Source organism: Steroidobacter cummioxidans (assembly GCF_003104955.1).
Genome location: NZ_LSRW01000078.1, coordinates 68603 through 82898, shown reverse-complemented (window position 1 = coordinate 82898; position 14296 = coordinate 68603). Strand labels below are relative to the sequence as shown.

Sequence of the window (14296 nt, the reverse complement as noted above, 5' to 3'; positions counted from 1 at the left end):
GGCNCGNAGATGTGTATAAGAGACAGGTATTGCGTCATCTCAACAATGTTCTGAAGAACGAGCTGACGGCCATCAACCAGTATTTTTTGCACGCCCGCATGTTCGAGCACTGGGGCCTGAAGAAGCTGGGCGAGTACACCTATAAAGAATCCATCGACGAGATGAAGCATGCCGACAAGCTCATCAAGCGCATCCTGTTCTTAGACGGCCTGCCGAACCTGCAAGACCTCGGCAAACTGCTGATCGGCGAGAACGTCGAAGAGGCGCTGAACTGCGATCTGAAGCTGGAAATGCAGGCGCATCCCGACCTGCGTCAGGCCATCGCCGATTGCGAGCAGCTGTCAGATTACGTGTCGCGCGAGCTGTTCGAGGACATCCTCCAGTCCGAGGAGGAGCACATCGACTGGCTGGAAACGCAGCTCGAGCTGATCAAGCGCGTCGGCATCCAGAACTACTGCCAGTCGCAGATGGAGACTGACGAGGACTAAAAAAGGATACGGGCGGTCCGAAGCTCCCAGCACATCCTGGGGTCGAGACCGCCCGTTCCGGTTCGCGCGCCGATCAGGTGATCGTCTTGCTCGCAGTATTGGACAGTTGGCTGGTCACGCCGGTGGCATTCACCGCCACCACCGCGAAGTACCAGGTGCCGGAGCTCAGGTTCTCCACCAGATAGCGGTTCACGGACGGGTTGGTCACGTGCACCGTCTGATCCAAGTTGCTGGATGTGCGTCCGTACATCACTCGAAACCCAGCGAGATTGCCCAGCGTAGTGCCGTCCGAATTCTGAGTCGGCGGCGTCCACGACAGGCTGGCGCTACCGTTGGCATTGGCCACATCGCTCACCGTGATCGTGAACGGACCCACCGACGCGTTGGCCTGGCCATCCGAAACCGAGACGGTGATGTTGCCGTACGAGCCGACTTGGGCCGCGGTCGGCGTACCGCTGATGCGGCCGGTCTGCGCGTTGAAGGTAGCCCAGCTGGGCAGGTTGGCTACCGTAAACGTGAGCCGATCGCCGTTCGCATCGGTCGCCGCGGGCTGGAAACTGTAGGCTTGGCCAACCACGGCGGTAGCGCCCGGCGTTCCCGTCATCGTGGGCGCCGTGTTTGCGGAACTACTGGGGGGATTCACATTACCGGTGGCAGAGTCGCCACCACCTCCGCCGCCGCCGCAACCGGACAGCAATGCAGAGCTCAGGATCAGGCACCCGGCAAAAAAACCCGGAAAGTAAGTACGTCGCATGATTCTCCACTGTCGCGGTCCACGCTTGGCTGCTTCCTAGTCGCCACACGTTGCCGCTGTAAGTCTTTGATATCTACATTGATATCTGGAGCTGAGACTCGCTCGACCCGAAGCTCGGCGAGGGCACGGGGGTAGACATAACAAGTCTTGTGCCAGAGAGAAAAAAGCGTCGTTAGATCATTAGCTTGGGTATCGGATAAGATTTCTCGGCAAGCTTGGAACAAAGGTATTTAGTCGCGAAACAGGGACAGATTTCGGCTTTGTGACTTCAAGCCGAATTTATAAGTAACTGATTTTCAAGGGATGAAGTGCTTGTAGGCGATTGGCGACAGGGTGACGTCGCGCGCGCTCAGATCTGCCCTTAGGATCGAGCCTGACAGCCGCAGCCGGCATAACGTGGGAGCAATTCGCGCCGCTCTGCGCAGCCGATTCACACCAAGAGTCTCTCGACCGACACTCCCCCGCTCGACCGACAAAAGCGCCGCGATTCAAGCGCTTCTTCCCTCCCCCGCCGCCGCCGCACGAGTGCTGTTGAGCGCCCGCTCGCTTGAGTCCAATTAGGCAGAGATCTTTCCTCGGCCATGCCACGGACGCATTCGAAACAGGAGCGGATTCCATGTACCGACAGATCTCCGAGTGCCGCATTTGCAGGAACACGCAGCTCGTCGAAGTCCTCGATCTGGGCGTGCAGACGCTCACTGGCGTGTTCCCAAGAACGCGAGCGCAGGAGATCACCGCGGGCCCATTGAAGCTCGTGAAGTGCACTGGCGACGACGCTGTCTGCGGATTGTTACAGCTGCAGCACACCTACGATCTGGGCGAGCTGTACGGCGACAACTATGGGTACCGCTCGGGCCTCAACTCGAGCATGGTCGCGCACCTGCATGCCAAGGTCCGCCGGATTCTCGAGCGTGTGACGCTGCCTGACGACGCACTGGTCATCGATATCGGCGCCAACGACAGCACCACCCTCCAGGCGTATCCCACGCAGGGCTGCACGCTCGTTGGCGTCGATCCCACCGGTGCGAAGTTTCGGAAGTTCTACCCGCCTCACATTCAACTGATCCCGGACTTCTTCTCCGCCGCCACGGTTCGCCAGCACTTTGGCGAGCGCAAGGCTGCCGTCATCACCTCGTTCTCCATGTTCTACGATCTGGAAGAGCCGATGACGTTCATGCGTGAGATCGCCGAGGTGCTCGACGACGACGGCGTCTGGGTACTCGAGCAAAGCTACATGCCAACCATGATGCAGAGGAATTCCTACGACACCGTCTGCCATGAGCATCTGGAGTACTACGCCCTCAAACAGATCCAGTGGATGACCGAGCGCCTGGGTCTGAAGATCGTCGACGTCGAATTCAACGACATCAACGGTGGCAGCTTCTCGCTGATGGTGGCGAAGCGGGCTTCACGCCACGCCGAAGCTCCGCAAGTGAGCGCCATCCTCGAGCAGGAAGCTCACGCCGGGCTGAATACGCTGCAACCGTTCCACGACTTCGCGACCAACGTCGCCGCCAGCCGGGCCACCCTGCGGGCCTTCCTCGACGAAGCGAAACGCTTCGGTAAAACGGTCTGTGCGCTCGGCGCATCGACCAAAGGCAATGTCCTGCTGCAGTACTGCCAGATCACCGAAGCCGACATCAGCCGTGTAGGTGAAGTGAACCCGGACAAATTCGAGGCTTTCACTCCCGGCAGCCTGCTGCCCATCGTCTCCGAGGAAGATGTGCTGGCTATGCAGCCGGACTATCTGCTGGTACTGCCGTGGCACTTCCGCGGCTTCTTCGTAGAGCATCCGCGCTACTTCGGCCACAACCTGATCTTTCCCCTGCCCCAGCTGGAACTGATTCGCACCACGCAGCCAGCTGCGAGCGAGCGGCCGCAAACGACTCGCACCAGAACCGAAGAGGCGCGGTTGTAAGCAGGCCGACTCGTGAAGTCACCTTGCTCCGCGGCCCGCAAGAGTGCGGCTGTTGCCGCTTTCATCTGTAGCAGCGACAGCCGTATCGACATCCTCGAGCGCACCTTGCCTGCGGTCCAGAAGTTCTGGCCGACGTGCCGCTATCCGATGTATGTCGGACTCAACTCGTGCAGTCGGGCGCTGCTCGTGGGCGCGCCCGTCATCGCTCCGCCAACCGAATGGCGACGCGAATTCACGCAGCAACTGGCGAAGATCGAGTCGGACTACGTCATCGTCATGCTGGATGACTTTCTGATCCAGGCACCGGTGGATCAAGATCGCCTCGCGCATCTCGTCGAGAGCACCGTGCGCTTGAATCTCGACTATCTGCGGCTCGTTCCGTTGGGCCGCTCCCTGCTTGCGCGCGCTACGGGCAGGCATCCGCTAGAGATCGATCCGGGCCTGCAGCGGATTCGCGAACGTCACCCGTTCTATTCAGCGCTGCAGATTGCGATCTGGCGTAAGAGTCATTTGCTGTCCATGCTCGATCGGCCGATGAGCATTTGGGAGTTCGAGCGACAGTGCGTTCGTGAAGCGAGTCATTGCGCCATCAAGGACCGCCCGCCGATCGCCTATCGTCATCTGGTCGAGAAGGGCCGCTGGCTGCCTTACGCCCGCTCGCTGCTGCGTGGTGCGGGATTCCCATCGGAGCTCGGCGATCGCCCTGTCTGGCCCGTCACGCGCTACGGCCAACTGTTTGTCGAACAGCTCAGCTGGGTGGTGCTCGGCTATGCCACTCGTTGAGCAACGATGTCTGCATCAACCATCGTCGTCACGAGCTGCTCGAATGAGATAGACGGCTGCCACCCCAGTACGCGCCTCGCCTTGGCAGCGTCCCCGACGAACGGCATCGACTCTGGCGCCCGCCGCGCGCGCGGATCCGTTTGAACATACGCCCGGTAGTCGAGCCCGATGTGGCCGAACGCAAGATCGCAAAATTCTCGCACTGAATGACTGACCCCGGTGGCCACGACGTAGTCGTCCGCGACTTCGGCCTGGAGCATTTGCCACATGGCGCGCACATAGTCGCCAGCAAAACCCCAATCGCGCGTGACATCGAGATCGCCCAGCGGCAGCGAACGCGACAGGCCGGCACGAATGCGCGCGACGCCCATCGTGATCTTGCGGGTCACGAACTCCGGGCCGCGCCGCGGGCTTTCGTGATTGAACAGGATGGCCGAGCAACCAAACACCCCGAAGTTCTCGCGATAGGTACCGACCATCCCGTGAGCGAACAACTTCGCGACGCCGTAAGGATTCCTGGGCCGAAACGGCGTCAGCTCGTTTTGCGGCGACTGAGACACCGTGCCGAACATCTCGCTGCTGGAGGCCTGGCAGAAGCGCATGCTGGGGTCGACGGATCGGATTGCTTCCAGCAGACGAACGACGCCGAGCCCGTTGTACTCCGCGGTCAAGGTGGGATCCGTCAACAGCTGGCTGCTCGATGCGCGAGCCGCGAAGTTGTAGATCTCCTGAGGCCGATGTTGCTCGAGGATCCGGCGCAACAGCGCGTCGTCCAGCAGACTGCCCGAGATGATCTCGATCCGGCTGCGCAGATGCTGGATGTGGCCGAGCCGGTCTCCAGCATCCTCTCGAACCAGCCCAATGACTGCGTACCCGCGTTCCAGCAGCAGCTCGGCGAGATAAGAGCCGTCCTGCCCGTTGACGCCGGTAATCAGTGCGCTCGGCATGCAGAGCGTGTCAGGAAGCGATGCGCGACCCAAACACCGCCGGGAAGCCGTGCGGCTTCAGCAACTCCTCGCACTGAGCTTCCTTCAGGTCCTCATCGACCATCTCCACCACCAGATCGGTGAAGCTCGTGTTGGGGCTCCATCCCAGCTTCGCTCGTGCCTTCGCGGAGTCGCCGAGCAACGTCTCGACTTCCGTCGGACGAAAGTATCGCGGGTCCACCGCAACGATGCAGTTGCCGCCACGGTCATAGCCCTTCTCATCGACGCCTTCACCCGACCAACGAATTTTCATTCCCAGGTGATCTGCGGCGGCTTCGATAAACTCGCGCACGCTTCGTTGCTTTCCGGTGGCGACGACGTAGTCCTCAGGCGACGTCTGCTGCAGCATCAGCCAGGCCGCCTCCATGTAATCGCGAGCATGCCCCCAATCTCTCAGTGCGTTCAGATTGCCGAGGTAAAGACAATCCTGCAGACCACATTTGATACGCGCCAGCGCGCGCGTGATCTTTCGGGTGACGAACGTCTCACCCCGATTCGGCGACTCATGGTTGAACAGGATGCCGTTGCACGCATACATGCCATAGGCTTCCCGGTAGTTGATGGTGATCCAGTACGCGTACAGCTTCGCCGCGGCATAGGGTGAGCGCGGATAAAAAGGCGTGGTCTCCTTTTGCGGGATTTCCTGTACCAGACCAAACAGCTCGGACGTCGACGCCTGATAGAAGCGCACGCGCTTCTCCATCCCCAGAATGCGTACGGCCTCCAGAATTCGCAGCGTTCCCAGCGCGTCGGAGTTCGCGGTGTACTCCGGCTCTTCGAACGAGACCGCCACATGACTCTGGGCGGCCAGGTTATAAATCTCATCCGGCCGGGTCTTTTGTATGACTCGCATCAAACTGCTGCTGTCCGTCATGTCGCCATAGTGCAGGTGGAGCCGCGCGTTCGGCTCGTGCGCATCCTTGTACAGATGATCGATGCGACGCGTATTGAACAGCGACGTACGGCGCCGGATGCCGTGAACGATATAGCCCTTCTGCAAAAGAAACTCGGCGAGATACGCGCCGTCCTGACCGGTAATCCCTGTGATCAAGGCAGTCTTCTGCTTCATGAGCGCATCCACCTGGCCGTCCGTGATATCGCTCGATTCTGCCCTCGAGCCCCGCAACTTCCGTCGGCTCGCTCGCAGTGCCTGGCCGATCGCCCGGCAGGCGCAAGCGTAAAGCGTGGCCAGCGCTGGTTGCCGCAGCTTTGCAGCAGCCAGCTCGCGCCTGCGTATCGATCATTGGAGTTTTGTACCGCGACCCGAGCGGAGACTCACTTCTCAGCGGGCATTTCCAGGTCGGGCAATTCGAGCACCTTGGCGGCGTCGGTCGGATCCGTTTCGGGTGGCGACACGAGCCCGCCCGCGTGCGTGTCTCTCAACATCTGCTCGAGGCTCACCAACTCCAGAATTTCTTGGACGTGCGCCGGAGACCGCTTCAACCAGTGAATATAGTCGAGCCGCTCCTGCTCGCTCATGTCGCCGGCGCGGATCAGAACCAGCCAGTCGGCAGCCTGCTCGCTGATCGACTGCGGATCGTCATTTTGGGGACGGTCAGACATCCGTCTTCCTCGCCAATGCGTCAAGGTGCGACGGAGTCATAGTTATTCCGGCCGCGACCGATGGGAAATCCCGTGCCTCGGATCTCCTCCACCCCCGCAAGCTAGACCGGGCCATGATGGTGCATGGCCCTTGCAGTTGACTGGCCGGTAGATTACCCGACCTTCCTACGCACAGCGTCCGCACCGAGGTCTGGCGACCCCAGATCCGAGCGTAGTTCGGCATAGGCGCGAGCAATGTCCCTTCGCACGACACGCGGTGTCAGCTTCAGTTTGGCGGCAATCTGCTTATACGTCAGATCCTCCCGGATGTGGAGGAGCAGCACCTGACGTTGCCGCGGCGGCAGTCTGCTCACCGCCTTCCTCACGTGCAGATTGACCAGATCGTGCTCGACGGAGCTTTCCGGCTCGGCCTCCGGCTCGATCTGCAGATCCGACAGCCAAACGTCATCGTGCGGCAGACTGTTGCGCGCCCGCTCGCGCCATTCATTGACCACGTTGGTCGCAATCCGGAACAAATAACTTTGCGGATATTCGACGACCGCGTCGTCGCTATAACGGAGCAGGCGAAGAAACACTTCCTGCGCCACGTCGTCGAGGTCCGCCGATTGCATCGATGAGCGGCTGGACAACCAGCGTTTCATCGCTCCTCGCCACGACTCGAACCACAGGGTCAAGCGCTCGTTGCGGCTCTTGGTATCGATCGTAATGACTTTGCCAACTTGGTCTTCCGTGCCTTCTTGCGGTGTCGTGCTCTGGTCCGTCGGGCAACGCTCGGCTTCGGCGCTCACGGCAGTCGCGCCGTGGTGGGTGCATGGCTGCTGGGTCGCTGATCGATCATCGCTGGAGATTTTGTGAGCATGACCTTATCCCCTAGGACATTCACTTAGTTATCGGGCAGGGCTGTAATTCACGAGACGGGTAGTCCCAATAGTTACGGGGTCCGTCTATTTGTTTATGTCTGTTGTAGCGGCAAGAAGTCGGTAGCAGTTTTGTCACATTTTCGCCAACTCAAAGTCACATGAGCGGCGCGCATGTTCGGTGCTGCACTGCTTTGTCGTTGTCTGCTCAACGAATGTTTTCGTTGAGCGTTGCCTGTCTTAAGTGATGCAGAATGACCACCGCAGCCCCAGAGACCGTTCCCTTCGCCTTCGACACCTCGTCCTTCCGGAGCTATGACAAGCAGCTGCACCGCTACCTGGCACGCCGCTTGACGCAGCGGCAGGACGCCGAGGATCTTGCCCAGGAGGTTTATTTACGCTTGCTGCGAGTGGATGCGAGCAAGCAGGTGCACAAGCCGGTCGCGTATATTTTTGGAATCGCGTCCCATGTGGTCGCGGATTTCATGAGCGAGGCGAAGCAAGGGCACGAGCCCCTGGAGGATCGCGGCGAGGACCCCGATCACTGCGCCAGCCCGCCGGACGACCTCGCCGACCGATTGAACCTACAGCAGCAACTCGAGCGCGCCCTCGCACGCCTGCCGCAAACACATGCAAATGTACTGCTTGCCCACAAGCACCACGGCCTCTCTTATGAAGAGGTCGCCCTGGAGCTGGGCTTGAGCATTCACACCGTCGAGAAATACGTCACCCAGGCCAAGGCCTTGATCCGGACCATGACCTGGGAGCGCTAGCCCTCAATACATCGCATCGTGATCCGTGCCGCTGGCGTGTGCCGCGGATTGCCCCGACTCCATGAAGTCCTCACTGGACAGCGCATGACTGGCCAGTCCGAGCGGCATCATGTGCGACAACGCATCCAGCTTGAACAGGTCCGGTTGCCGCTTACGATACGAGGTGATCGTCTTGGACAACGTCGACGACACCCGCCCCAGATAGCGTGAGATCTCGGCCAGCGTGGCAATGCCACGCACCGTCGTGTGCCAGGCGATCACAGCGCGCGCCAGCGCCAGTCTGCGCAAGCGTGATTTCGACAACACGTCCTCACGCGTCACGTCCAGCATGTTGCAGACATCGTGGATGATCTGATCCGGCGTCATGCGCGTCGAACGCTTGGGCCGATGACCCGCCGCTTCTGCCAGCTCCGGGCCGCCGAGAATGCCGGGGGTCTTCGGCATCCCCCGCTCCACCAACTTCACCGTCTCTGGTGTCGGCGCCTCGGCCATCAACTGCTGATAAGCCTGGGCCTGCTCATCGCGCTTACCCAGCAAGCGCCGAGTGGCGCCGCAGTGTAGCCACTGCACTTCACGCGTGTTGACGTACGCGTGATGACTGGAGTAAGCAAAATCCTCCGGCCGATCCACCAGCCCCTTGAGCACGGGCACGTAATGAATGTAGTGAACCAGACTGGTGAGATACATTTTTGGATCGACGATCACCGAGTCGTAACGAACCTGAAACAAATGACCGCGCTCCCCGAGCTTGCGCTGAATGCCGCGCGCGTAGCGGCTCTTCACCCATTGCATGAAATGCCCGAGCGAGATCTCATCGATCTGCACGACCAGATATATGGCTTCGGTGGTCCAGCAGTACGCGTGCAGCCGCGCACCGGTGCTGCGCAAAGCTGCCTGCAGTACTGATTCGAACAGCTCATAGTCCTCCGCTTGAGAAAATATCGGGCGCTGCTTGGTGCCGCGCTGGACGACATGATAAGTGCCGCCAGGAATGTGGATGCGTCGGCGATATGACATTGTTTACTCTCCATTCAGAAGCAAAAAACCTACCCTGGTAGCGCCGCTGTTGCAGTTCTCTTCCCCCAGGCACTGGCGACTGCTGTGTTATGAGAATCGGAGGCGGAGCTTCCATCGCCGATGTTGCTATTGATATGACATCGATCAAGATCAGCCCGCAGCGGGCGTTCTGTCGAAGTCTCACAGCACGGTTATTTGCTTTTTCTTAGATCGCCGCGTGAGCGACCGATGCTGAGCTGTGACCAACGACGCGCGCATCACGTCGCGGCGGCGTGAACTATCGATCGATAGCGAAGCAAACAAGCGAACGTCTGCGCAGCTGGGTGTCGGTCAGCGACACGACACAGGCGAATCCACGCCCGCCAGTAACCGCCAACGTATGATGAAGCTTGCGTAATGCGCGACGTCTGACACGGAGTGTCAGAGTTTCGGATCCAACAGGTGCTGCACGTGTTCGAGATTGGTATTCAGTTGCTCCAGACGATCGCCGTCGCACATGAGCACGAAGACCTGATCGAGCAGATGCTGGAGTGCCGACTGATAGAGCAGCGGCTGAATGTGGGAGCGCTCATCATGTGCCGACACGAGCAAGGTACCGTCGGCATGCGCGCGCAGCGGATTGGATGTATGTCGTGTGACAGAGACGATCTTGCCTTGCCGGTCGCGAAACTGCCGACAAAGCTGGTTGAGCGCGGCATGTTGTCCTTGCTCGGAAAACACCATCAACGCATCGCCGCGCTCGGCGCTGGAGATGCTCGCAGTCATCAGCACTGCATCGTTTTGCAGAACGACCAAAGTACCGAGCAACGCCAGCCGCTGAGCAAATGCCTGGGCGGCAATCCCGTCGTCGCCGAAACCAATGCAGAATACTTTGCCGGCGCGACTGAGCAATGTAGCGATCTCGACCAGCGTCCCGGCATCGTTGATCAGACGCGTCTCCTCCTCTGCGCGAGACTTGCTCTGCCACAACGTTTCCGCGAGCGACTCCCGAGGCGCTGCGCGAGTGGCTTTGGCAGCAGCCTTGAGCGGCACGTCGCTGCCACGCGCCACCGCCTCGCCGATCGAGTACTTCAGATCGGGATAGCCCTTGAAGCCCAGCTTCTGACTGAACTTCACCACGCTGGACTGACTGATCTGCAACGCGTCGGCGAGCTGCTGCGATGAGTAGTCGCGCAACAGATGCGCATTCTCGAGTATGAAGTCGGCGATACGGCGTTCGATCGCCGACATCTGATCCCGCTCTGCGCGGATCTTGACCAGAGAAGACATGGTGCTCAGAGCCTCTGCAGGCCTCTGATCTCCCGGATGCCCAAGCCTGGTGCATCCGTGATCGAGATCTCCGATTCGTTGAAAATCACGCCGCCATCTACCGGATTGAAGGCACACAACGACGGACCGTCCAGGTCTACTTTGGTAATCACATTGGCTTTGGCGACGGCGAGATGCACCGCCGCCGCGACACTGATACTGGTCTCGAGCATGCAGCCGATCATACATTCAATGCCGTGCAGCGAGGCGATGTCGGCGATATGAATGGCATTGGAAATGCCGCCCGTCTTCATGAGCTTGATGTTGATGATGTCCGCGGCCCGCATGCGGATCAGCTCGATCACCTGCGTCGGACCGAACACACTTTCGTCGGCCATGATCGGCGTGTGCACCCGCTCGGTGACGTAGCGCATGCCATCCAGGTCGTGCGCCTTGACCGGCTGCTCGACCAGCTCGAGCTTGACTCCGGCATCCTCCAGCGTCTGCAACGCATAGACGGCCTGCTTTGCCGTCCAGCCCTGGTTGGCATCGAGCCGCAGCAGCGCCCGATCTTCGACGGCGGCGTAGATCGCTTTGATGCGCTCGATATCGACGCCGATATCCTTGCCCACTTTGATCTTGAGCGCCTCGAAGCCACGTTCCACCGCCTGGATGGAATCGGCGACCATCTTGTCGATGTAGTCGACGCTGATCGTGATGTCCGTGGTCACGACCGGGTCACCGCCGCCCAACATCTTGTACAGCGGCGCGTTGTACAGCTGCCCAAACAGATCGTAGACCGCGATCTCGACCGCCGCCTTGGCGCTGGAGTTCTTCTCCAGCGACGCCTGGATCAGCTGTGTGATGCGATTCAGGTTGGCGATGTCCTGGCCGATCAGGCGCGGCGCGAATGAAAATTTTGGCAAATGGCCTCGACGATCGAGCCGTGCGTGTCGCCGGTGATGACGGCCGTCGCCGGCGCTTCCCCATAGCCGATGTTGCCGGTGTCGGTGTGAATCTCGACGACGATGTCCTCGACCACATCCACGGTGCGCAGCGCCGTCTTGAAGGCGGTCTTCAGCGGCACGCGCAACATGCCATAGCGAATCTCAGTAATCTTCATGGGGTTCTCGAGGATTCCGGCAGCTCAGCGGATTCTCTGGATGCTGTACACGTGATCGATCAGGGGACGGCCGTCGCTCGACAGCAGCGGCAGCAGCGGCGTGACCGAGACGCCGTTCAACCTGGCACGCTCGATATCGCCTGCGCCGCGGCGAAAGCTGATGCCGGTCGTATCGTGAATGACGTAAGGCTCGCCACGGTCATGACCGATCACCATCATCACGTGGCCCGGTATATAAATGAGATCGCCGACCTGGGCCTCGCGCAGCAGCGCCACTCGCGCCTCGTGATCGTCGGCATCGGTGAGCGCTATGCGATTGAGCGCCGGGCTCACGCCCTGGTCACGGGTATTGCGCGGCAATTGCACGCCAAAGCTTCGATACACTTCGGACACGAATCCGCTGCAATCGCGCGCGTCATACGAGTGGCCCCAACCATAGCGCTCGCCCAGGAACTTGAAGCCCTGATGCAGAATGTTGGCCCGCGTCAGCGGTAAGTAGTCGCCATCGACTTCCTGAGTCTTCGGCAGTAGCGCGGGCGAAAACTGCAACGAGCCGTCGGCCGCGCGGTACGGAAGCTCGATGACATGAGCCGTGTACGGATGCTGGCCGTTGACCGGAGTTTCGATCGGCCACTGCAGCAGCAGCGGCACGCGCGCTCCCATTTCCAGTTGCACGCTGGACAACTGGGGCCGCTCGGGCGTGTAAACCGTGTGCGCCTTCGCGCCGGTTACCACGAGATAAGGCGCTTTGCGCGTGTACGCAAAGATGACTTCGCGACTGCCTTCGGCCACCGCACTTCTCTCGATCCACGCGTTGTACAACGCGCTGACGACAAAGAGCCATTCGCCATCGCGGCTGGTGTGCGCGATCACCACCGGCGTGCCGGGGAACAGGGCCGTCTCCTGAAAGCGGTCGATGTCCGTATCTTCAGTGTTGGAGAACACCCGAGCCCGCGTTGGGAAGGTGCGCAGATCGGCACGGCGCACGACCATGCCGTATCGAGTCGCTTGCGTCGGCGCGATTTCGTGCAGGCTCAGCGACGCCATCCAGTCATCGAGTTGCCGAGCACTCACCTCCCGGCCCTGCTCGTCATAGAGCGTCCGCGTCGGCCGCGAGGACATGGCTTCTATCCAGGCACGCGCGTCGGCCGCTGCCAGCGCGGTCGGCAGCTGTTCGAGATCCCGCACGGATTTGTCGGTTTGTTTCAGCCGCTCGTTCTGCCGAGCGATCGCACCGGTATCGAGCACAACGGCATGGGCGCGCGGCGCGCGCCGAGCCCAATAGTCCGCCGTGAGATGAGTGGGTTCCACACCGATGACCCCCAGCGGTCCACCGACGCCAGCCTGCTCGCGAGGTACGCTAGCACAGCCGGCAACCAGCACGAGCAGCCATAGCAATATCGAATGCTTGCGCATCAACCCGCTCCCACCGGGGCCAGCGCTGACAGCACGCTTGCCATGAACAACCCCATCCCCGTGCCGAGAATGAGCCCCAGCATCGCGAGCAATACCGCGATCGGAACGAGCACCGGAGAATAAGTCGCCGCCAGCACCGGCGCCGACGCGACGCCGCCGATCTGTGCGAGCGAAGCAATGCCGCACAGGTACAGATCGAAACGAAATACCCGGGCGAGCAGCGCGAGCATCCCGATATGCAGCAGCATCGTGATGAAGCCGCACAGAATGAACAGCGGCGCCGAGGCCAGTCCGTGGAAATTGCTCTGCGAAGCGAGCACCGCCACCAGCAATGCCAGCAATGCCGAGCCCGTCGACGCCGGGCCAGGCACGCGGGCCAACGGCGTGCGAGCGACGATCAGACCGACGAGCGTTGCAAACAACACCGTCCACGACGTTTGAGTCAGCATCGTCGACGTCGGCATCGACATCGCCAGCCGACCCGCGCCCAGACCCACCAGCATGGCCAGCCCCAGCCACAGCAAAATATTTCCCAGGTCGGCGGGCCCGGTCGATGAGATCGCCGATAGCTGCGGATATTCACGACCGCTGCGATCCGCCCCGGTCCAGCGATTGAAGGTCGGCGCGAAGGCACCGGTCGAAAACAATACGAGCACCCATACCGAGTAGCACAGCGCATCGGCCAGCAGCACGGCCGGCAAAGCACTTTCAGACAGCCCGACGACTTGCTTGACCGCCACCAGGTTGGCCGAGCCTCCGGTCCAGGTCGCACTCAGCGCCGCCAGCATCTTCCATCCTTCCGCCGGCAGCACCGACCGAAACAACACGAACACCAGCGTGATCGCCAGCAGGATGCTCAGCATCGCGCACGCGAATACCGCCAATACTCGCGGCCCGACGGCGAGAATCGCCCGCAAGTCGCACGTCACCATCAAAAGAAACAGCAGCGCAGGCAGCAGCTGTGACGTCAGGGTGCGTTGCGCCTCCTGAATCTCGGGAGTCGCCGTCCACAGGCCGCTCACCGCCAGCGCCGTCACGAACAAATAAGTCCAGACGATCGGCGGCAACACCGAGAACACCCGCCACTGATAACGTTTTTCCAGCGACGGAAACACCCCGGCGGCCAGCGGCATCAGCGCCAGATAGGGCCAGACCGTCTGGATCATCGCAACTCGCAGCAGATGTACGGGCGGAAGGTTCCCATATGCTCAGAATATTCGCGTCTTCTCTAACTTAAAGCAAGAATAAATTATTGACCGCCACTTCACGGCCGTGTTACACCATTACTACACCGCGTTCGAATCAACTGTCGCCGACGTGGACACCTGCAAGTGACTGCTCGACTGCCTCTGCCATGCAAACGAGAAGCC

13 protein-coding genes and 1 pseudogene are annotated in these 14296 nt (G+C 60.7%); 4 read left to right on the top strand and 10 right to left on the bottom strand.

What is annotated here, in order from left to right; translation table 11 throughout:
- Positions 1–11: 11 nt before the first annotated feature.
- Positions 12–488, top strand: a complete 477-nt coding sequence (gene bfr / locus D0550_RS28470) for a bacterioferritin (RefSeq protein ID WP_116812582.1) — start codon at positions 12–14, stop codon at positions 486–488.
- 73 nt (positions 489–561) lie between these two features.
- Here the strand turns inward: bfr and D0550_RS28465 are convergent, their stop codons facing one another.
- The gene (locus D0550_RS28465) at positions 562–1242 is read right to left on the bottom strand and encodes a putative Ig domain-containing protein (RefSeq protein WP_116812581.1); all 681 of its coding nucleotides are present in this window, start codon (positions 1240–1242) and stop codon (positions 562–564) included.
- Between the two features lie 616 nt (positions 1243–1858).
- Here D0550_RS28465 and D0550_RS28460 point away from each other — a divergent pair.
- Both D0550_RS28460 and D0550_RS28455 read left to right on the top strand, forming a co-directional pair.
- A complete protein-coding gene (locus D0550_RS28460; protein WP_116812580.1) occupies positions 1859–3160 on the top strand; it encodes a class I SAM-dependent methyltransferase in 1302 nt (433 codons plus the stop codon).
- A 12-nt stretch (positions 3161–3172) separates the two neighbouring features.
- Positions 3173–3943: a hypothetical protein gene (locus tag D0550_RS28455; protein WP_116812579.1), complete on the top strand. Its 771-nt coding sequence runs from the start codon at positions 3173–3175 to the stop codon at positions 3941–3943.
- On the opposite strand, the gene D0550_RS28450 is transcribed toward D0550_RS28455, so the two are convergent.
- The 4 genes from D0550_RS28450 to D0550_RS28435 all read right to left on the bottom strand — a co-directional run bounded on the left by D0550_RS28450 (position 3928) and on the right by D0550_RS28435 (position 7280).
- A complete protein-coding gene (locus D0550_RS28450) occupies positions 3928–4890 on the bottom strand; it encodes a GDP-mannose 4,6-dehydratase (protein WP_116812578.1) in 963 nt (320 codons plus the stop codon). The two genes, D0550_RS28455 and D0550_RS28450, sit on opposite strands and share 16 nt — an antisense overlap.
- Before the next feature lie 10 nt (positions 4891–4900).
- Positions 4901–5998, bottom strand: a complete 1098-nt coding sequence (gene gmd, locus D0550_RS28445) for a GDP-mannose 4,6-dehydratase (RefSeq protein WP_116812590.1) — start codon at positions 5996–5998, stop codon at positions 4901–4903.
- 206 nt (positions 5999–6204) lie between these two features.
- Positions 6205–6492 carry a FecR/PupR family sigma factor regulator gene (locus D0550_RS28440; RefSeq protein ID WP_116812577.1) on the bottom strand — a complete coding sequence of 96 codons (288 nt, stop codon included), beginning with the start codon at positions 6490–6492 and terminating at the stop codon, positions 6205–6207.
- Between the two features lie 152 nt (positions 6493–6644).
- Positions 6645–7280, bottom strand: a complete 636-nt coding sequence (locus D0550_RS28435; RefSeq protein WP_116812576.1) for an RNA polymerase sigma factor — start codon at positions 7278–7280, stop codon at positions 6645–6647.
- A 323-nt stretch (positions 7281–7603) separates the two neighbouring features.
- Here D0550_RS28435 and D0550_RS28430 point away from each other — a divergent pair, with 323 nt between their 5' ends.
- Positions 7604–8122: an RNA polymerase sigma factor gene (locus D0550_RS28430; protein WP_116812575.1), complete on the top strand. Its 519-nt coding sequence runs from the start codon at positions 7604–7606 to the stop codon at positions 8120–8122.
- A 3-nt stretch (positions 8123–8125) separates the two neighbouring features.
- On the opposite strand, the gene D0550_RS28425 is transcribed toward D0550_RS28430, so the two are convergent.
- From D0550_RS28425 to D0550_RS28405, 5 genes and pseudogenes are all read right to left on the bottom strand, one after another.
- The gene (locus D0550_RS28425) at positions 8126–9139 is read right to left on the bottom strand and encodes a transposase (RefSeq protein ID WP_116812574.1); all 1014 of its coding nucleotides are present in this window, start codon (positions 9137–9139) and stop codon (positions 8126–8128) included.
- A 420-nt stretch (positions 9140–9559) separates the two neighbouring features.
- Positions 9560–10408, bottom strand: coding sequence for a MurR/RpiR family transcriptional regulator (locus D0550_RS28420; RefSeq protein WP_116812573.1), 849 nt, complete (start codon positions 10406–10408; stop codon positions 9560–9562).
- Between the two features lie 5 nt (positions 10409–10413).
- A pseudogene (locus tag D0550_RS28415) lies at positions 10414–11510 on the bottom strand (dipeptide epimerase).
- A 24-nt stretch (positions 11511–11534) separates the two neighbouring features.
- Complete coding sequence (locus D0550_RS28410; protein ID WP_116812572.1) at positions 11535–12926, bottom strand: C40 family peptidase; 1392 nt, start codon at positions 12924–12926, stop codon at positions 11535–11537.
- Positions 12926–14092 (bottom strand): DUF819 family protein, encoded by a 1167-nt coding sequence (locus tag D0550_RS28405; protein WP_116812571.1) that lies wholly within the window; start codon positions 14090–14092, stop codon positions 12926–12928. The genes D0550_RS28410 and D0550_RS28405 overlap by 1 nt, the downstream gene beginning before the upstream one ends.
- Between the last annotated feature and the right edge of the window lie 204 nt (positions 14093–14296).